The sequence below is a fragment of the Arcicella sp. BE140 genome, assembly GCF_031456255.1.
Lineage (GTDB): Bacteria > Bacteroidota > Bacteroidia > Cytophagales > Spirosomataceae > Arcicella > Arcicella aquatica.
Genome location: NZ_JAVDUE010000019.1, coordinates 1 through 20,048, shown reverse-complemented (window position 1 = coordinate 20,048; position 20,048 = coordinate 1). Strand labels below are relative to the sequence as shown.

General features: G+C 36.5%; 19 protein-coding genes. 9 read left to right on the top strand and 10 right to left on the bottom strand.

What is annotated here, in order from left to right:
- Window positions 1–27: 27 nt before the first annotated feature.
- Window positions 28–741 carry a thiamine diphosphokinase gene (locus J2Y60_RS20935; protein ID WP_309923357.1) on the top strand — a complete coding sequence of 238 codons (714 nt, stop codon included), beginning with the start codon at window positions 28–30 and terminating at the stop codon, window positions 739–741.
- 2 nt (window positions 742–743) lie between these two features.
- On the opposite strand, the gene J2Y60_RS20930 is transcribed toward J2Y60_RS20935, so the two are convergent.
- The 4 genes from J2Y60_RS20930 to rsfS form a co-directional block, all read right to left on the bottom strand.
- Window positions 744–1,316, bottom strand: a complete 573-nt coding sequence (locus tag J2Y60_RS20930; protein ID WP_309923355.1) for a GH32 C-terminal domain-containing protein — start codon at window positions 1,314–1,316, stop codon at window positions 744–746.
- Window positions 1,313–2,104: a UDP-2,3-diacylglucosamine diphosphatase gene (locus tag J2Y60_RS20925; protein ID WP_309923354.1), complete on the bottom strand. Its 792-nt coding sequence runs from the start codon at window positions 2,102–2,104 to the stop codon at window positions 1,313–1,315. The genes J2Y60_RS20930 and J2Y60_RS20925 overlap by 4 nt, the downstream gene beginning before the upstream one ends.
- A gap of 156 nt (window positions 2,105–2,260) precedes the next feature.
- Window positions 2,261–4,312, bottom strand: a complete 2,052-nt coding sequence (ftsH, locus tag J2Y60_RS20920) for an ATP-dependent zinc metalloprotease FtsH (protein WP_309923352.1) — start codon at window positions 4,310–4,312, stop codon at window positions 2,261–2,263.
- 186 nt (window positions 4,313–4,498) lie between these two features.
- The gene (gene rsfS / locus J2Y60_RS20915; RefSeq protein ID WP_309923350.1) at window positions 4,499–4,885 is read right to left on the bottom strand and encodes a ribosome silencing factor; all 387 of its coding nucleotides are present in this window, start codon (window positions 4,883–4,885) and stop codon (window positions 4,499–4,501) included.
- 165 nt (window positions 4,886–5,050) lie between these two features.
- Here rsfS and J2Y60_RS20910 point away from each other — a divergent pair, with 165 nt between their 5' ends.
- Complete coding sequence (locus J2Y60_RS20910) at window positions 5,051–5,767, top strand: biotin--[acetyl-CoA-carboxylase] ligase (RefSeq protein WP_309923347.1); 717 nt, start codon at window positions 5,051–5,053, stop codon at window positions 5,765–5,767.
- Between the two features lie 354 nt (window positions 5,768–6,121).
- Here J2Y60_RS20910 and J2Y60_RS20905 read toward each other — a convergent pair whose 3' ends face one another.
- Entirely contained in the window at window positions 6,122–7,264 is a 1,143-nt protein-coding gene (locus tag J2Y60_RS20905; protein ID WP_309923345.1) for a DEAD/DEAH box helicase, read from the bottom strand.
- A 118-nt stretch (window positions 7,265–7,382) separates the two neighbouring features.
- On the opposite strand from J2Y60_RS20905, the gene J2Y60_RS20900 reads away from it, so the two are divergent.
- A complete protein-coding gene (locus J2Y60_RS20900) occupies window positions 7,383–8,657 on the top strand; it encodes a replication-associated recombination protein A (protein ID WP_309923343.1) in 1,275 nt (424 codons plus the stop codon).
- A gap of 2 nt (window positions 8,658–8,659) precedes the next feature.
- On the opposite strand, the gene J2Y60_RS20895 is transcribed toward J2Y60_RS20900, so the two are convergent.
- On the bottom strand, window positions 8,660–9,103 hold the full coding sequence (locus J2Y60_RS20895) for an Lrp/AsnC family transcriptional regulator (RefSeq protein WP_309923341.1): 444 nt from the start codon (window positions 9,101–9,103) through the stop codon (window positions 8,660–8,662).
- Between the two features lie 145 nt (window positions 9,104–9,248).
- Here J2Y60_RS20895 and J2Y60_RS20890 point away from each other — a divergent pair, with 145 nt between their 5' ends.
- Window positions 9,249–10,436, top strand: a complete 1,188-nt coding sequence (locus tag J2Y60_RS20890; protein WP_309923339.1) for a heparan-alpha-glucosaminide N-acetyltransferase domain-containing protein — start codon at window positions 9,249–9,251, stop codon at window positions 10,434–10,436.
- Between the two features lie 90 nt (window positions 10,437–10,526).
- Here J2Y60_RS20890 and J2Y60_RS20885 read toward each other — a convergent pair whose 3' ends face one another.
- Complete coding sequence (locus J2Y60_RS20885; RefSeq protein WP_309923337.1) at window positions 10,527–11,759, bottom strand: S-adenosylmethionine:tRNA ribosyltransferase-isomerase; 1,233 nt, start codon at window positions 11,757–11,759, stop codon at window positions 10,527–10,529.
- Window positions 11,760–11,762: 3 nt separating this feature from the next.
- Complete coding sequence (locus tag J2Y60_RS20880; RefSeq protein ID WP_309923335.1) at window positions 11,763–12,278, bottom strand: DUF1648 domain-containing protein; 516 nt, start codon at window positions 12,276–12,278, stop codon at window positions 11,763–11,765.
- 238 nt (window positions 12,279–12,516) lie between these two features.
- Here J2Y60_RS20880 and J2Y60_RS20875 point away from each other — a divergent pair, with 238 nt between their 5' ends.
- The gene (locus J2Y60_RS20875) at window positions 12,517–13,071 is read left to right on the top strand and encodes a cob(I)yrinic acid a,c-diamide adenosyltransferase (protein ID WP_309923333.1); all 555 of its coding nucleotides are present in this window, start codon (window positions 12,517–12,519) and stop codon (window positions 13,069–13,071) included.
- A 231-nt stretch (window positions 13,072–13,302) separates the two neighbouring features.
- Window positions 13,303–14,367 (top strand): branched-chain amino acid aminotransferase, encoded by a 1,065-nt coding sequence (locus tag J2Y60_RS20870; protein ID WP_309923331.1) that lies wholly within the window; start codon window positions 13,303–13,305, stop codon window positions 14,365–14,367.
- Window positions 14,368–14,438: 71 nt separating this feature from the next.
- Here J2Y60_RS20870 and J2Y60_RS20865 read toward each other — a convergent pair whose 3' ends face one another.
- A complete protein-coding gene (locus tag J2Y60_RS20865; protein ID WP_309923329.1) occupies window positions 14,439–15,014 on the bottom strand; it encodes a hypothetical protein in 576 nt (191 codons plus the stop codon).
- A gap of 203 nt (window positions 15,015–15,217) precedes the next feature.
- Here J2Y60_RS20865 and J2Y60_RS20860 point away from each other — a divergent pair, with 203 nt between their 5' ends.
- Window positions 15,218–15,889 (top strand): response regulator transcription factor, encoded by a 672-nt coding sequence (locus tag J2Y60_RS20860; RefSeq protein WP_309923327.1) that lies wholly within the window; start codon window positions 15,218–15,220, stop codon window positions 15,887–15,889.
- A 116-nt stretch (window positions 15,890–16,005) separates the two neighbouring features.
- Complete coding sequence (locus tag J2Y60_RS20855; protein WP_309923324.1) at window positions 16,006–16,446, top strand: LytTR family DNA-binding domain-containing protein; 441 nt, start codon at window positions 16,006–16,008, stop codon at window positions 16,444–16,446.
- A 261-nt stretch (window positions 16,447–16,707) separates the two neighbouring features.
- Here the strand turns inward: J2Y60_RS20855 and J2Y60_RS20850 are convergent, their stop codons facing one another.
- Window positions 16,708–18,093, bottom strand: a complete 1,386-nt coding sequence (locus J2Y60_RS20850; RefSeq protein ID WP_309923322.1) for a BamA/TamA family outer membrane protein — start codon at window positions 18,091–18,093, stop codon at window positions 16,708–16,710.
- A gap of 212 nt (window positions 18,094–18,305) precedes the next feature.
- On the opposite strand from J2Y60_RS20850, the gene J2Y60_RS20845 reads away from it, so the two are divergent.
- Window positions 18,306–19,643 (top strand): MFS transporter, encoded by a 1,338-nt coding sequence (locus J2Y60_RS20845; protein ID WP_309923320.1) that lies wholly within the window; start codon window positions 18,306–18,308, stop codon window positions 19,641–19,643.
- The last annotated feature ends 405 nt before the right edge of the window (window positions 19,644–20,048 follow it).

The following is a 20,048-nucleotide window of genomic DNA, read 5'->3' as shown; positions in this document are numbered from 1 at the left end:
TCATCACTCATAACTCTTACTTATAGTATGTCATCACACCACGTTATCAGAGAACAACAAGAGCCTGCTCTTATCATTGCCAATGGCGAAGCCTGTAATTTTGAGCTATTGGGTCAACTCCTTGAATGGTCACCCTTGGTGATTGTCCTTGATTCTGCCATCAATCGTGTGCTAGAATTAGGTATTAAGGTAGACGTCCTCTTGGGCGATTTTGATATTCTTAGAAACACTTCTGACATCACCCTACTAGACGAACAAAATCTTAAAAGAGCCATTAATTTAGAGAAAATCAGAGAAGACCAGTACCCTATCGAGATTGTTCATACACCAGACCAAGATAAAACCGACTTGGAAAAGGCCTTTGATTATTTAGTGGAGAAAGGATTTCCTGCCGTAAATGTTGTTTGGGCTACAGGCAGAAGGGCTGACCATACCATCACCAATATTACGAACATCGTACGGTTTAGAGAGCAATTAAAAATAGTGGTGATTGACGATTACTCTAAGATTTTTGTACTACCCAATACTTACGAAAAATGGTATCCAGCCAAAACCAACATTTCGTTGATTCCTGTGGGTGAAGTATCAGGAATTACTACACACAACTTAAAGTATGAATTATCCGCCGAAAACCTCACCATTGGCTATCGCACGGGTAGTAGTAATGAAGTAAAAGAAGACGGTCTGGTTAAAATCACCTATGAATCTGGTGATTTATTGATGATGGAATGTAATGACTAACCTTATTTTTTGGTTGGAAAGCCTTCTAAGTCCCAAATTTTCAAAGATTCAACAAAAACTTTTTTTCGCTTTGTAAAAATTGAAAATATTAATGCTTCAGGGCTTGGGGCGATAGAATCTGCTAACATTACTTCATTATTATTGGCATAAAAACGAACATAATTGTTCTTGACAATTATCTGCATTTTTATCTTTTTATTCACAAGGTGGTAAGGTGCTACTAAATCTTTCTTAGCAGGTATTGACGACTTTGTTCTATCAATGTAAATTTCTTTATCGTGCACATCATAGCCAAGCGTTAACTCTTCAAGTACTTTTTTAGGATGAGCTTTGTCTTTCCATTGGGCTACCTTAAACCCAAAATTCTTAGCTGATTTGCATATTAATTCGGCCTCTATCAGGTAATTATTTTTAGAAAAAAGATCAGCGCCATTGAGGGCTATTTCCTTAGCAACTACAAAATTTTTCTTTTCGAAATATCGGTAGGTATTTTTCGGAATTAAGGTATCAAATGCAACGTTTTGCCCTAACACTGTACAATTTATCAATAATAAGAGTATCGCTATTATTTTCATCCCTGAAATTGTTTTACACTAAAATTAATCCCGTCGAATATGGCATAATGATTACTTGCTGGTTTATCATAACACCATTCCCCTAAATTAATATAACGACTATTTTCACCTACTTTTAAATCTAATAACAAATGACGATGCCCAAAGATATAAAAATCATGGTGTTTTTGTTTTTCTACTTCTTTGGCATAAGACCACAGCCATTCTCCCTCGCCTCTGAACTGTAGTTCTCGTTTTAGCCTTTCTTCATCTTTTTTAGAAGCAGACCACGCCATGGCCAGTTTCATACCAACTTGGGGGTGTACCCAGCCAAATGCCCATTGACTAAGCTTGCTTTCAAAAACTCGTTTCAGTTTTTTATACCCATAATCTCCTGGGCCGTATCCATCGCCATGCACTAGGTAAAAAGAAGTACTATTACTGCCTTGATTAACAACATATTCAGTGGGTTCTCTCAATACCTTAATACCCATTTCTTCTTCAAAATAATCGAAAATCCATAGGTCATGATTGCCCTTAAAAATGATTATTTCAATGCCCGCATCCGACAGTTCTGCTAATTTACCCTGAAACCTCGCAAAACCTTTGGGTATCACATTTTTATATTCAAACCAAAAATCAAATAAATCGCCCATCAAAAAAATCATTTGCGCATCTTTTTGTATTTGATTGAGCCAAGCGATGATTCTTCGTTCGCGAATCAAACTAGTTTGATGGTCGGGATATCCTAAATGAAAATCAGAGGCAAAGTATATTTTCTTGTCGGCTTGTAAATTAATAGTAGTCATTGAAACATATTTAAAAGACAAATATACAACAAATCTAAGCGCTAGGTAAGAGACCCATCAACTAAAAGCTTGTTATGTCCTAATAAGACAAAACAGCAAAAAAAAGCCTCCTTTCTATCAAGAAAGGGGGCTTAGGATTGAGGTTAAAACCGTCTATTACTTTTCAGCAGGTTCTTCACTTTCTTTTGCAATAGCTTTTTCGGCTTCTTTTGCTTCCAAATCTGCTGCTTTTCTATCTTCGTTTCTTGTAAATTCCTGATAGGCTGTCAATTGCTCAAAAGGTCTTGGTCCTACCAAACGCTCTAAATCATTTTGGAAAAGCACTTCTTTCACTAATAATTCTTGCGCTAAAATTTCCAACTTATCTTGTTTTTCAGTCAATAAAGCCTTCGTTCTTTCGTAAGCTAGTTGAATAATCTTACGTGCTTCTTCATCTATTTCGCGGGCTGTTTGTTCAGAATACGGTTTGTTAAAATTATATTCCGAGCCTTTCGAATCATAGAATGAAACATTACCAAGCTTATCGTTCATACCATAAATGGTTACCATACTATAGGCCAATTTGGTAATACGCTCTAAATCGTTTTGTGCACCTGTTGATATTTTACCAAAAACGATGTCTTCAGCTACACGACCACCCAAGGTAACACACATTTCATCTATCAATTGCTCTGTTCTGTATAAGAACTGTTCTTTAGGCAGATACTGTGCATAACCCAAAGCAGCTACACCACGTGGTACAATCGTTACTTTTACCAATGGATTGGCATGTTCCAAGAACCATCCAGCAATCGCATGGCCAGCTTCGTGATAAGCAACAATTTTCTTTTCTTCAGGAGAAATCAATTTGTTCTTTTTCTCTAAACCACCAATTACTCTATCCATTGCCTCTTGGAAGTCTTTCATATCTACCGCAGTTTTGCTACGACGTGCCGCTATTAAAGCCGCTTCGTTACAAACATTGGCGATTTCAGCACCTGCAAAACCAGGAGTCTGAGCAGACAATTCTTTAGGGTCAATATCAGCCGCTAATTTCAAAGGTTTTAAGTGTACTTTAAAAATAGCTTCTCTTCCGATAATATCTGGCTTATCAATTGAAATCTGACGGTCGAAACGTCCCGGACGTAATAAAGCTGAATCCAGTACATCAGGGCGGTTTGTTGCTGCCATGATAATAATACCTGAGTCAGTAGCAAAACCATCCATTTCAACTAACAATGAGTTCAATGTATTTTCACGTTCATCATTTGAGCCTGGCATCGCACCACGACCACGAGAACGACCTACCGCATCAATCTCATCAATAAAGATGATACATGGTGCTTTCTCTTTCGCTTGTTTGAACAAATCTCTTACACGTGCCGCACCCACACCCACAAACATTTCAACAAAGTCTGAACCAGACAACGAGAAGAAAGGTACGCCTGCTTCGCCAGCAACAGCTTTTGCCAATAAGGTTTTACCTGTTCCCGGAGGGCCTACTAATAAAGCTCCTTTCGGAATTTTACCACCTAAGTCAGTGAATTTTTTCGGAAACTTCAAAAACTCTACAATCTCTTGAATTTCTTCTTTAGCTTCATCCAAACCTGCTACATCGTTGAAGGTAATCTTTACTTTAGCTTCGCCGTCAAACAATGTTGCTCTAGAACGACCAATATTAAAGATTTGTCCACCCGGTCCGCCTGCACCACCCATTCTAAAGAACATGAAGTAAATAGCGATGAACATCACGATAAAGAAACCAGGTCCCATCAAGAATTCAAAAATCCCGTAATGTTCTTCTGTAGTAGCATGTACTCTCTTATCACGAGGAATATCTTTCTGCAATTCGTTGAGTTCCGTTTCAAAAGAATTGATAGAAGTAATCTCTTTTTCGAATTGAGGACCAGCATTCTGATTAACCACAGCGTTTGGTTGATCACTTAATTCGTTTTTATATTTTGGAAGTGCCTCTGGTTTGAGGGTAATCTCAACAATATCTTTTCCTTTGATAATGGATAATTTAGCAATTTCCTGATTGAGCACCATTTGTTCGTACTCGGTTTGCTGAATAGGTTTTAGAACTTTTGTTTTACTCAAAAAGTAAATACTTATTAAAGCAACTATCAATCCTATAACCAACCATCCTTGAAAACCATTGCCAGAAGCATTTGGGCGACGCTTCGGAAAGCCTTGAGGTTTATTATTCTCACTATTATTTTCTGCCATTTTTTCTTTAATTAACTTTTAAACAGTATCCAATTTATTCTAAAAAGTAATTGGTTTTACATAATTTGAGATAAATTGTAAACTTTGGTTATCTATATTGTGAACACAAGGTCTGATAACTTTGTTTCGAACTTATGTTTTTCATGAAAAGTGGTATGATAAATTTATGAAAGGAGTGTTATTACTTTAAACGGCATCGTCGTCAATATAAGTAAATTCAGCGTCACCCCACAATTCTTCTAGTTTATAAAACTCACGTTTATCTTTTTTAAATACGTGTACTATTACATCATAATAGTCAACTAATATCCATTCACGGTTGGCTTTCCCTTCCATACTTTTGGGATGAGAACGAGTTGCTTCCCATACTTCTTTATCAACAGATTCTGAGATAGCATCAATTTGCGTGTCAGAATTACCAGAACAAACGACAAAAAAATCAGTGAAAGCGTTTTTTACTTTTCTTAAATCCATCACTACAATATTGGTTGCCTTTCTTTCCTGCATCCCTTTCACCACCAATTGGCTAAGTTCTTGTGAACTAATTTCTTTTTTTAATTTAACTTCTGCCATGCTTTGTTGTTTGTAAATTCACAAGTGTTTGTCACAATGTTTAGAGATAAATCTCATAACTTCATTACTCAATAACACAAAAAATAATTTGAACTTTAAAATTACAAAATAACCTTGTACAAAATTCAACCCAATACATTATTTACTGGCAAAACAATAAAATACATGCCAGTCTGTCACTCTACTAACGACATAGCGGCTGAAATAATTCAGTCGGGTAATAACGTTTTTGAGGGAATGGTCATAATTACCGATAATCAAACGGCTGGTCGCGGACAAAGAGGCAACGTTTGGGAAGCCTCTGTAGGCGAAAATTTAACGTTTTCATTAATCCTAAAACCCAATTTTTTAAAAGCCAGCGAACAGTTCAAACTCAATGTGGCAGTTTCGTTAGGGGTTTTAGACTGCCTATCGGAATATATCGACGACGACCTAAAAGTAAAGTGGTCGAACGATATTTATTTCCAAAATCAAAAAATGGGTGGCATTCTTATTGAGAATACCCTGCAAGGTTATCAGATTGGTTTTTCTGTAATTGGTATCGGATTAAACATCAATCAAACCCAGTTTCCAATACCCAATGCTACCTCACTGAGGAATGTAACGACGAATCCGCTAAAATATGATTTATCCGACCTACTTTCTGAATTATTAGCTTGTGTAGAGAAAAATTATTTGGCTGTAAAAAACGGAGATTATGAAGTATTGAAAGAAAGGTACTTGTCTAATCTTTTCAGAATAAACGAATTTCATCATTTCAGAAAGAACGGGCAACTATTTCTGGGGAAAATAGTTGGTATCGACGAAAGTGGGCAATTGGGTATTGAGTCCGACGGACTAGTCGAATATTATGGTTTCCAAGAAGTAGCTTTTGTAATTTAATAAAGAGCCTTTAATGTTTTTTAAAGGCCACTACGTGATGTGCAAATGAATCAAAACTTTTCAAAAAAATGTATCCTAAGAAAACTACCAGTGAACTAATAAACAAAATTCGAAGCATCGATCTTAGATTCATGACATTTTAAGGGGTTAATGTGTGGTTAGTTTTGGGAATTATTTATCAAATATAATTAAAATCTTGAAATAACCATATGTTATAGTGAATTATTTTTATTTGATAGTTTTTCTTAATACTTCCTCAAAAAGCTGATAATCAAGCACCTTATAACACCCTTAAAACAGCATTTTGCGCTTGTTTATGGAGGTAACTAGGTGCTTGATTCTTTGAATTTTCACTTAAAATTTACCTAAGTCATAATCAGCCGTTTCTACTGTTTCTACCTTCCTTTTCATCTTTTTCTGGATGATATGAAAATGGTGCTGGTCTTCTGGACAAATCAGCGAAATAGCATCTCCTGAGGCTGTAGCACGCCCCGTCCTACCAATTCTGTGAACATAATCCTTTGGCGAACGTGGCAATTCATAGTTAATCACAAAAGGTAAAAACTCAATATCTATCCCTCGCGAAGCCAAATCTGTAGCCACCAATACCGTAGTTTTTCCAGCTTTAAAGTTCCTCAAGGCCTCGGTTCTAGCACCTTGTGTTTTCTTACTGTGAATCGCCAAGGCATTAATGCCATTTTTCTTTAATTTATCTACCAAATTATCCGCCGTCCGTACTGCCGAAACAAATACCAATACTTGCGGCATAGCTTGGGTTTTGATAAGGTATCTTAGCAAAGGTCCTTTTCTTTCGGGACTTACCAAATAGGCAATTTGCTTAATTTGGTCAAGGTTCTGTACTTCTGGTTCAATCTCTATTTTTACAGGTTCGCTCAAAAGGCTCTCCTTGATAATTTCTAAATCAGTATCTAACGTGGCCGAAAACAAAATGTTCTGGCGTTTTTTGGGTAATAATTTGAAAATGTTATTGGCTTCTTCTTTAAACCCTAAATCCAACATTTTATCGGCTTCATCCAGTACCAAGATTTCTATCTTAGCTAAGTTAATTGATTGCGTCGAAACCAAATCTAATAACCTTCCCGGTGTAGCTACTAAAATCTCCGTATTTTTTAGCGTCACCATCTGTTGATTGAGTGGCACACCTCCAAAAACGGCAATGTTTTTTACAGGATTATTTAAGTGCAAAGAAAACGAATCGATGACTTCCTTAATCTGAATGGCGAGTTCACGCGTAGGGACTAGAATTAATACTTTTAGGTGTAAATTTCTGGTAGGACTTTTACGCTGAAACATCTCTAAAATAGGCAATACAAAACTCGCAGTTTTTCCAGAACCCGTTTGGGCAATTCCTTGGATATCTTTTCCTGCTAAAATTGCGGGAATAGCCTGTTCTTGAATCGGGAAAGGTTCGGTATAATTTTTTGCTTCTATTCCCTTTAAAAGAGATGCTGATAAACCAAGTGATGCGAAAGTCATGTAATTATTTTAGGATGAAAATATTTTACAAAGATAATATTTCTTTTGCACAAAGCTTTGGATTAGCCCTAGCGTCTTGAAATGAATGTATATTTGCTTTAGAATTAACAATACAATTATGCAACCATTAGCCGAACGAATGCGTCCACAAACGCTTGATGAATACGTGGGGCAACAACATTTAGTAGGAGAAAAAGCCGTTTTACGCCGTGCTGTAGAATCGGGCAGGATTCCCTCTTTTATTTTGTGGGGGCCTCCGGGCGTCGGCAAAACTACCTTGGCAAGTATTGTGGCACAGACACTGAAACGTCCTTTTCATGTATTGTCTGCTATTAGTGCAGGGGTAAAAGACATTCGTGAAACCATTGAGACCGCCAAAAAGCAAAAGTTTTTTGATACGCCCTCTCCTATTTTGTTCATCGACGAAATCCACCGTTTTTCAAAATCTCAACAAGACTCGCTCCTCGGCGCAGTGGAAAAAGGCATTATTACGCTGATTGGTGCTACTACAGAAAACCCTTCTTTTGAGGTAATATCCGCCTTACTTTCTCGCTGTCAGGTGTATGTATTAAAACCTTTGGTGAAAGATGAATTGATTTATATGATTAATCAGGCTTTGGAGAAAGATGTTTTCTTGAAGAATCGAGGCATTGTCGTAAAGGAGTACGAGGCTATTTTGCAGTTTTCGGGTGGCGACGGGCGAAAGTTGTACAACATCTTGGAGCTGGTCTGCAATTTTATTCCAGAAGGCGAAGGATTGGAAATCACCAACGAAATGGTCGTTGAAAAACTACAGCAAAATATAGCACTTTATGACAAAGACGGCGAACAACATTATGATATTATCTCTGCCTTTATCAAATCTATCCGTGGCTCCGACCCAAACGCTGCCGTGTATTGGTTGGCAAGAATGCTAGAAGGTGGCGAAGACATAGAGTTTATAGGAAGACGAATGATGATTTTAGCATCCGAAGATATTGGCTTGGCGAATCCGAACGCTTTATTGATGGCTAACACTTGTTTTCAGACTATCCGAGCAGTAGGCATGCCCGAAGCCCGTATTGTGCTGTCGCAAACGGTTATTTATTTGGCGACTTCTGCCAAAAGTAATTCTGCTTATTTGGCGATAGACCAAGCCTTGGCAACAGTGCGTGAAACGGGCAACTTACCCGTACCGCTGCACCTTAGAAATGCCCCAACCAAGTTGATGAAGCAATTAGACTATGGCAAAAACTACAAGTATGCTCACGGTTATGAAGGCAATTTTGTACAACAACAATTTATGCCTGACGAAGTAAAAAGCACAAAATTCTTTGAGCCTCAACAAAATCCTGCTGAGGAGAAAATCAAACAGAAACTTCGTCAAGACTGGGGGGACGAATACGGTTATTGATGTCAGGTACTTTGTTTTACCACTTTATATTCAACTGGGCTCGATAATATCACCGAGGTGGTAGGCTCGCCATATTCAGAGAATTTATTAATGATGTTTTCTAAATCATTAGGATGTTTCACGATTACTTTCATCACCAAACAATATTCGCCCGTGATTCTATCGCATTGATACACTTCGGGCATTTGGCTGATGTGTGCCAAAAAAGATTGCATTTTGCCATTGTGCGCTTTAAACAAAATACTTGCCTTTAGGGAATATCCCAGCTTTACGAAGTCGAGGTCTACCCCAAAACGTTTGATGACGCCTATTTCTTCTAACTTCTGAACACGCTCAGCAACCGCAGGTGCTGAAAGTCCTACTTTTCTGCCTATTTCGGCAAAGGAATAACGGGCATTTTCCTGCAATAAAGCCAGAATATTCCAGTACAATTTATCTAACTCCATAATCGAAGGTATTTAAGCAAAATAAACATTGAATCAAAGGTTATAACCCATAAGTTCAATGGTTTATAAAGCATTTATCTTATATCAGCAAGGTATCTTTGTTTCAACAAAATTCCAAAAGATAATTTTATTTTTCACGATAAAGATGGAAACTATACAACAAAATCGGAGAATTGAGTCGATAGACTTACTAAGAGGTATTGTCATTATCATTATGACTTTAGACCACGTCCGTGATTTTTTTCACGCTGATGCATACTTATTCGACCCTACAGATTTAAGCAAAACCAATCCATTGCTGTTTTTAACCCGTATCATTACACATTACTGTGCGCCAATTTTTATTTTTTTGGCAGGCACTTCAGCCTATCAGGTCGGTCAGAAAAAAGGCATTAGCGGACTATCGTCCTATTTACTAAAAAGGGGTATTTGGTTGATTATCTTAGAATTAACCGTCATGAATATTGCTTGGTTCTTTAACCCCAATTTTGGGATTATTTCTTTTCAGGTAATCGGTGCGATAGGTTTAAGCATGGTTTGGCTTTCAGCTATCGTTTATTTACCTATGCCTTGGATTATTGCTGGTAGCTTAATCATGATTTTCGGTCACAATCTTTTAGATGGCATTACCATTAAAGAGGATAACTTTCTGGCTTTTATTTGGTCGCTTATCCATCAACAAAGAATGTTTAACTGGATTCCTGACCACGTTATTTATATCGGATATCCAGTTGTTCCGTGGGTGGGTGTCATGGCACTGGGCTATGCTTTTGGGGTAATTTACACGGCTAAATTTAAAGCAGAAGAGCGTAGAAAAATTTTGTTAACATACGGATGGCTTAGTATAGTGCTGTTTATTATTATTCGTAGTACGAATTTATATGGAGATGCTCGTTTGTGGGATACTCAGGCTAGTGGTATTAATCTTTTGCTTTCGTTTATTAATGTAAGCAAATATCCGCCTTCCTTATTATACATCTTATTGACGATTGGTCCTGCACTTTTACTATTAGCTTTTCTTGAAAATGCCAAAGGGGTATTCTGGAACAAAATATTGGTTTATGGCAAGGTATCGATGTTCTATTATATTTTACATATTTATGTTATCCACACATTGGCGATGTTGGCAGCAAGCCTAACGGGATTTGGTGCTGATGCCATGGTTTTAGATACATGGGTTTATATGTCGCCACGGTTACAGGGTTATGGTTTCAGTCTAAGCTTTGTGTATTTATTGTGGATTGTGATAGTAGTGGCTACTTACCCGATATGCCGTTGGTATGGGGCTTATAAAAACAGACATCAGGGGTATTGGTGGTTGAGTTATGTGTAGAGGCTAATTCTTTCCTATTTTAGGGAAGGATTTTTAGATTTTTTTATCTCTAGCGAGGGACTTAAGTCCCTCGCTAGAGATAAAAAAGAATTAAGGCAATAACAAAGATGAATCCCCATAACTCAAAAAACGATAATCGTTTATCATGGCTTCTTGATACACCTTTCGCCAGTCTTCTCCAATTAAAGCTGCTATGAGTAGAATCAGCGTACTTTCGGGCTGATGATAGTTAGTAACAATACCTTTACAGATTTTGAACTGATAGCCCGGGAAAATAAATATTTCGGTTTCGCCCGTAATTTCCGTTTCGCCCAAGGCTTCCATTTTCGATAAAATTGTCATTAAAGACGAAGCTGTACTTGGTAAATCCTCCACAACGTGCTGATAAGGATATAATTTTTCAATGAAAAAATCGCTTGAAATATCCGTACTCAGTTTTACACCATACCAATACAAACTCTCTAAAGCCCGCATTGATGTTGTACCTACAGGAATAGTATTGCCGATATTTTCTAATAAGACTTCAATATTCTTTTTCGTAAACACTATTTGCTCATTGTGCATACGGTGTTCTACGATGTTTTCAACTTTGATAGGTTGAAACGTACCAGCCCCCACATGAAGCGTAATAAACTCCTCTTTAATGCCCTGTGCCGAAAGATTTTGTAGTACCTCATCAGTGAAATGTAAACCCGCAGTAGGTGCGGCAACTGCTCCCTTTTTCTCGCTATAAACAGTCTGATACGTTTCATAGTCTGCTGCTTCGGCTTCTCGATTTAGGTAAGGTGGCAATGGTATTTCGCCCAAGGCTTGGATAATATCGACAAACTTCGGGTTAGGAATGGTACTTTCTTCTGAAATTACTCGCCAAGATAGTTTCACTTGGTTGTTTTCAACATCATACAATTCGGCTTTTACCTGAATAGCTTCCCCTGCAACGTTTAGTACCTTCTCTAAAACATCTTCCTTCTTCCAACGTTTTCTATTACCAATCATGCATTCCCAGACACACTCATCGTTGGCTTCCATCGCTAGATTAATGACAGAAGTAGGAGCAATAGGATGTAATAAAAAAATCTGAATGACAGCCCCAGTTGATTTTTGGAAATGAATTCGGGCAGGTATTACTTTTGTGTTATTAAAAACCAAGAGGGTATTTTGGGGTAAATACTCATTGATTTTCTTGAAAACAGTATGGGTGATATTACCTTGCTGATATACCTGTAGTTTAGATTCATCACGCTTTTCCAAAGGGAATTTGGCAATTCTCTCGTCGGGTAAATCATATGTATAATCAGCAAGCTTTAAATCTTGAATATCCATCAATTAATCTTCTTCTACTTCAATTTTTGGACTTGTAAATAACAATTTGATAGGCAAATAAAATAACCAAGCTATCATCAAAGCTATCCCTAATACTAATAAATAAGAATAATCTGTTTGATAAGTTCGTTCATCATTTAGAATCAATAATGCTCTGAGAATAAGCAATAAAAAAGTATTCACAATGGCAGGCAAAAAATTTAGCCAGTTTACTATTGCGACTTTTAGTTGTTCGCCTTCTTTCAACCATATTTTGTTAGGAATCCAAGTAAAGGCTGTTACGGGAACACGTTTTACGCTATTGGCTAACAAAATTGATAATATATTGAATACAAACATGACTGTTCCAAAAAGGTAGAAAACTTCGTTTTTGGGAAGAAAGCCATCTCCTCTACCATTCGGTCCAAAATGCACGGCGGTGGTGTCGGGCAAGCCACGGTAGGTAAATAATAAGACAAGGATGAAGGCTAAAATTGATAAGTAACGCCAAGTTCTGGAAATGAAAAATTCTATACTCATTGATATTGGTTGTTTCAGGGTGCAAAATTACGCTAGAAAAGGCAGGATTTCTAATGAAATGGCTGATTAATCAAGAATAAAAATCGTTCTTTAGACTAAACTTCATCTTTTTAATCCTAAAAATACTTGTCATGACAATTATTTTTTTAAGGATTAATGAGTAAAACTTCTCAAAAAAAATTAGCTTTGTAAAATGAACGACTTCAAGGGCTAGAAAGCCTTGAATATGAGTAACATTATGAAAATTTATACCAAAACTGGCGATAAAGGGACAACTTCTTTAGTTGGTGGCACAAGAGTATCTAAAACCGAGTTGCGGATTGAAGCTTATGGCACAGTGGATGAACTAAATTCATACATAGGTTTGGTGCGTGATCAAACGGTAAATGAAAAGCGTAAAAATATTTTAAAGGAAATTCAAGATAGATTATTCACGATTGGTTCAATACTGGCTTCTGAGCCTGAACAAACCAAAAAGCGTTTGCCTGATTTATTAGAAAGTGACATAGAGCTACTGGAAAATGAAATGGACACAATGGATCATGATTTAGAACCTATGCGATATTTTATTTTACCCGGAGGACACCAATCTGTTTCGTTTGGACATTTGGCCAGAACAGTTTGCCGACGAGCGGAAAGAATTGTGCTTAGACTTTCGGAGGAATCAGAAGTAAATGATTTAGTCATCAGGTATTTAAACAGATTGTCCGATTATATTTTTGTATTATGCAGGATGATGGCAAAGGAACTTGGGATAGAGGAAGTAGCTTGGAAACCGAGGGTTTCTTCTTGAGACTTTAGGATTAGGGGACTTTAGGACACAAGACTTTAAGACTTGAGGAATTAGGACTTTAAGACTCTGGAGGTGAGATGTTAGATATAAGATTTTAGGAGGATAGGATTTAGGACTTTAAGACTCTAGATTTTAGACTTAACTTAAATTCTTGACCTTTTACTTTAGACTTTAAACTTTTGACTCAAGACTTTAGACTTTGAATATTAGAATAACAAATAGTATATATATATGACAGATACCTTGCAGATTGATATCCATCAGATTGAAAAATCTAGGATTGATGCGGTTGATTTTGACAACCTTGTTTTTGGGCGTTCTTTTGCCGACCATATGTTGGTGGTCGACTTTAAAGATGGAGAATGGCAAACGCCACAAATTGTGCCTTATGGGCCTATCTCATATTCTCCAGCGATGATGTCTCTTCATTACGGACAAGCGATTTTTGAAGGCATGAAAGCCTACAAAAATGCAGCGGGTGAAATACTGGTCTTTCGTCCAGAAGAGAACTGGAAACGTCTCAACAAATCTGCTGTCCGTATGTGTATTCCTGAAATTCCAGAGGATATTTTTATGGAAGGTCTTTCACAACTTTTACGCTTGGATGCCGACTGGATTCCTGCGAAAGAGGGTTGTTCAATGTACATTCGTCCTTTTATGTTCTCAACGGATGAATACGTTGGTGTGAGTCCATCAAAAACATACAAGTTTATTATTTTCAACTGCCCAGTAGGTTCTTATTATACTAAGCCTCTACGTGTACGTGTTGAAACACAATTCATTCGTGCTGCTCATGGTGGTGTTGGTTTTTCTAAGAATGCAGGTAATTATGGTGGGTCGTTGTATCCAACTAAATTAGCGATGGATGCTGGTTATGACCAAATTATCTGGACAGATGCCGCTACGCATACTTTTGTGGAAGAAGCAGGAACGATGAACCTTTTGTTTATAATAGATGGTGCTTTAGTAACGGCTCCGACTGGCGATACAATTCTTGATGGTATTACGCGTAAATCAATTTTACAAGTAGCTAAAGAATGGGGAATGGAAATTCAAGAAAGACAACTTTCTGTCAAAGAATTGGTGGAAGGCATTCAGTCTGGTAAGGTAACTGAAGCATTTGGTGCTGGTACGGCCGCTGTAATTGCCCCTATCGCAACGATTGGCTACGAAGGTGTTGATTACCAATTACCAGAACGCAAAGACGACGCATTCTCTAAAAGAGTATTTGAGGAAATCAATGATATTCGTTTAGGCAAAAAAGATGATACACGTGGATGGGTAATGAAAATATAGTTTTCATTATTGTTTACAACTAAAAACAGCCTTTAGAAATATCTAAAGGCTGTTTTTAGTTATATCGTAGCTTACTGTAAAATCTTATTTTCTTTATTGGCGAAGATAATCTTTAAGCCTGGGTCTTTTTCAGTACTTACATTTTGAAGTAATAAATTATTTTTGCCATCAGCCAATTGCCAAGTCGTAGCTTTCTCGGTGCTAGTTCCTTTGCCATATTTGGTGTTGAAATAGCCTTTAAACTCAGTCATTAGGCTATCTACGGCCGTTTGACGTTCGATATAAACATCAATCGTAATAGCTTCTACTTTGTTTTGTGCACTCCTAACATACAAAATATCAGCAAAGTTTAAATCTGTATCATCAAAATACTCCGTAAAGCTTTTTCCATTTTCTGCTGGCGTTTCAGAAGGCAAAGTTGTTTCATTAATTGTATCAATGTTATCCCCTATTTTCACACCACGAGCCATGCCTGCGTCGGTTTTAAGAATTGCCTGAAAAATTGAGCTATAATTTTCTAAAGCAGACGACGAGCCAGCAGCACTACTTTCGGGACTACTTGTTTCGGTTTGGGTACTTTCTTTTTTATCTTGACAAGCAATCAATAGTATAAATAATAAAAGGAAGTAAAGATTATATTTTTTCACGAATTGTATGTATTAAGATTTCTAAACACAAAAATACAAAAACTTTCTGAGTAGCTACCACATTCTGATTGATGATATAAGTTTCCTCACCCAATCATGTGATACCACCTGATAAATATATTTTGTAAGTTTACAATAAAATTAGTAGTAAAATAGTATCCTCCTTAATCAAGCATTTATTCAAAACCAATAGCTTCAATGTCATGTCTCTAAATTTTACGCAACCAATGAACCAGCCATCCATTAAAATCGTAATTTATGAAGATAACCCCGATTTAAGAGAAAGCCTTTCTGTATTACTCAGAGGGTCAATGGGTTTTGAACTTATCGGTGCCTTTGTAAACTGTGAGCAAGTAGCCCGTCAAATTATTGATTTAAGGCCAGATGTTGTATTAATGGATATTGATATGCCTATTGCAAATGGTTTAAAGGGACTCAAAGTAATCAAACAATTGGCACCACAAGTAAATGTAATCATGTTTACGGTGTTTGAAGATAATGAAAATATTTTTGAGGCAATCTGTTCAGGAGCAGTGGGTTATTTATTAAAAAGGACTCCTCCTATTAAATTACTTGAAGCAATTCAAGATGCTAATAATGGCGGTGCGCCAATGACTTCGAGTATTGCTCGTAAAATTTTACAGATGTTGCCTGCTCAACAAAAAATTACGGAAAACAACGACTATAAGTTAACAGAACGAGAAGGCGAAATTTTAAATCTTTTAGTAAAAGGCAATAGTTACAAAATGATTGCCGATAAATGTAGTATTAGCATAGACACTGTGCGGTCGCACATCAAAAAAATCTATGATAAGCTACATGTTCATTCACAAACAGAGGCCGTTGCGAAGGCTATTCATGAAAGAATTGTATAATCAATATCATCCTTTCATGTGATTGACAATAGTGAAATTAGTCCCCAACTTTGTAATCAAGAAACCAACCATGCTATAGAATCAATTTATGGAATAACCTTAACTAAATAACTATCATGGCAAGTCCATCATTAACAAACAATACATATCTAATCAATAATTTAAGTCGTGATTTACATTTTAAAAGAGAGAATATTCTTAGTAATGAATCGAACATTATTTTATCGATTTCTTGTAAAAAGAACATTATTGTAGCTTGGAAAGACATTAGTCATTTAGAAGCAATCGGCAATTATACCATGTTTTACTTCACTGATGGAAAAAAATTGCTAGTTTCTCGTACAATGAAAGTTTTTTTGCCTAAATTAGATGCCGAAATGTTTGTAAGGATTCATAAGTCTTTCACAATCAACTTGAACTACGTTTCTCAATTTGACATTAAAGAAGAAATGTTTGTACAATTAAGGGATGGTAGTAAAATTTCTATTTCGAGAAGAAAAAAGAAAGAGTTTATTGATAGAGTGAGAAAACACTTTGGGTATTCTCGCATCAGTTAAAAAGAAATTAGTGGTTAGGTATTTATGAAACGGGGGTGAACTTTGTTGCCCCACGTTTTTAACTCCTAATCTTCAAAAATATTTAAGATAATAGGTGTAGAACTATTAATTTGCACAGGGGGATGTTTTTAACGTCTCCTTTTGTCTTTTATAGCCTTCCCAAACTTTATTAAGTTATTATAAATTCAAATCCCTTATCCCTAGCGGTGGAATTAATTCCATTGCTAGGGATAAGGGATTTAAGCATTATATCTTTACTAACTAAAACTCTCGTCCTATATTGAATACAAAGTGTCCTTTATTAAAGCTATTAATGGCATAATTAAAGCGTACTACTAAATTATAGTATGTTACTACATCTAGCCCACAACCATAGCTATAGAGCATCTTATTCGCAAGCTTACTTTTGTTTTCGTCCGAAAAGCGATTTTCAACATATCCATAATCGCCAAAAAGCGTTGGATATAAACCAATAGGTATTTTATTAAACTGCTTTGTCTTAAGGAATTTCAAATTGATTTTTTTATTAAAAAGCTCGTATCTCAGTGTCTGCTTGCCATAAAAATACTTACTGCCATCTACTACAAACAATTCGTACCCTCTTACAAGGCGACTCCCATATCCCAAGCCACGGGTATTATAAAAAGGTTGACGATCAGGAAACGATATTTTCGCTTCAATACTCATCCCGAAAAACCACTTTCTTGATAGCGGTCTATAATAGGAATAGTCGCCCGTAATTTCTAGCTGATTAATATCATCGTTGGGTAAAATACCCAATTTATTAATTAATATTCCATAGCGTTTTCCACGTAAGGGATATGCTACGTTGTCTCTGAAATCATGATTAAAGGAATAACTAAGCTGGGCATAACGTTGGAGGGTTCCATGATTTGCAAAATAATTAGGATTGAGTTTCCTGATAGTATCATTGATGCTGATACTATTATACCTTAGTTCAACAGTATGATTATCATAAAAACCTATTCTTTTTTTCAAGAAAATAGCCGTAGAAAAGCGTTCTCGCATGGTAAGCCCTCTACTTCTGAAATAAAACAACGTATCGTTCAAACTCCTAAAAGCTACGTTATTATTTGTCATATATGATACACTAAAGCCCATTCCTGTTTTTTGGGCTTTGTTGATATAGGGAATTTTATACCCAACATCAACACGTTGTGTAAAGCCATTTTCTAGATGTAGTGAAAGTCTCTCAGCCCGTCCTCTAAAATTACTATGGATTAAATCTATTCCATAAATGGTACGATTAAAATCATGCCCTCTATCCCACCACTCCGAAAAATTCCTATCAGCCAATAGAAAAACAGGATACCCTAACAAAAACCATTGCTCTTGCAGTTGAATCTGGATATTCAATTGCCCATTTTCAGTAACTTGATGATGAATTTCAACCGAAATAAAGAGGTTAGTATTAACAATTTTTCGCCTATTAATTTCTAAACGCTTATTGACAGCATTGATGAATAACGTATCACCTATTTTAAAGTCCAATTCACGAAAAATAATGCTCTCCTTTGTTTTATGATGGCCATTAAGAACAATTTCATTCACCACCACAATAGAATCCGCCTGAATAGGCTTAAAAGAAGTACTCAGTAAAGAAAATAGAAAAGTGAAAAGTAGCATATATCAAAGTTAAGCAATTATCCCCATAAGATACTTCAAGCAATCTTCGTACCATTAGTATCATACCGCTGTTCTTATTGCTAAATTCAAAAATATTGTATCTGTTCGATAGATAGAAATAATTAGTTACTCCATCCTGATAAAATATAAATTATTCTAAATTAATTAGTATTATTGCAAGTAATATTGACCATTTTTATCAATCATAATTTATGAACATTATCAAACCAAGATTATCATTTTCTCAAATCATTAACATGAATGTCGGTTTTTTTGGCATTCAATACAGTTTCGGTTTGCAACAAAGTGCCATCAATCCCATTTATGATTTTCTAGGGGCTAGTCCTGATGAAATACCCCTTCTCAATTTAGCAGGACCTATGACGGGTCTTTTAATCCAACCAATTATCGGAGCAATGAGCGATAAAACGTGGCATCCACGTTGGGGAAGACGCAAACCCTATTTTTTAATAGGAGCTTTATTATGTAGCATTGCTTTGTTTATTTATCCCTTTAGTAGTTCATTATGGATGGCTGCGGGGTTATTATGGATACTTGATGCAGGAAATAATACAGCAATGGAACCCTATAGGGCTTTTATTGCTGATAAATTACCCACCGATCAGCAAGCTACAGGATTTCTCTCTCAAAGTTTTTTTACTGGCCTTGGTATTACCTTAGCCAATGTATCTTTATTCATTTTTCAGAAATTCATTACTGGCGAACATGGCAGTATTCCTTATTGGGTATTTGGCTCATTCTTTCTGGGTTCTGTTTGCTCGATAAGCTCTGTGCTTTGGTCTATGGCTAAAACGCCTGAAATTCCGCCAACTCTTGAAGAATTAGCGCATATCAAACAAAGTAACAGGGGCATCTTTTCTCCTTTTATTGAAATCGCTGAAGCTATTAAGGATATGCCAAAGATAATGTGGCAATTGGCACTAGTTTATTTATTTCAATGGTATGCTTTATTTTGTTATTGGCAGAATGCTTCTAAAAGCATTGCACAGTCGGTTTGGCATACTACCCCTAACGATAACAAACAGTTATATCAAGAGGCAGTAGGTTGGACTGGCTTGGTGAACGGTTGGTATAATATTGCCACTTTCCTATCGGCATTTGCTTTGGTAGGGCTTTCTAAAAGATTCACACCGAAGTCAGTTCACACAATATGTTTATTAATAGCAGGGGTTGGCTTACTCATCTTTCCACATATTGAAAACAAATATTTATTATTTGCCCCTATGACAGGCTTTGGAATAGCATGGGCAAGTATGATGGGAATACCTTATTTAATGGTAATTTCAGAGATTCCTAAAGAACGTTATGGGGTATATATGGGAATTATCAACATGATGATTGTAATACCTATGATTATCCAGAACCTAACTTTTGGCTATGTATTAGAACACTTTTTAAATAATGATGCAGGTAAGGCTATCACTTTTGCAGGTGTCTTTTTATTACTAGCTTGCGGCGCCACCATGCTGATGAAATCTGAGAAAATAAAAGAAGGATTGGAAATACCAACGAGTGGTGGTGGGCATTGAAAGAGGACTTTAGGACTGTAAGACTTAAGGATTTAGGATTGTAGGACTAAATGATATTAGACTTAAAGACTTTAGGATGATTATCATCTTATAGTTTTTAAGTCTTTTTCACTTAGGGGCTGACTTAAGTCAGCCCCTAAGTGAAAATAGCAGAGCCACACCATAAATAAGATGTAGCTCTGCTATTTTTTTGTTCTTCCAAAGGGCATATGCAATATGCCACTGTACTTACCTATTCTTGTGTCTTTTCTCTTGTGTCTTATCGTCTCCAAATCCTCAAGTCTTTCAGTCCTCAAGTCTTCAAGTCTTAAAAACAGAAAGAGCCACCCTTTCGAGGTAGCTCTTTTCTAATATTTTTGGGGTTTATTTACTTTCCCGCATGTGATTGCAGTATCATCAACGGAA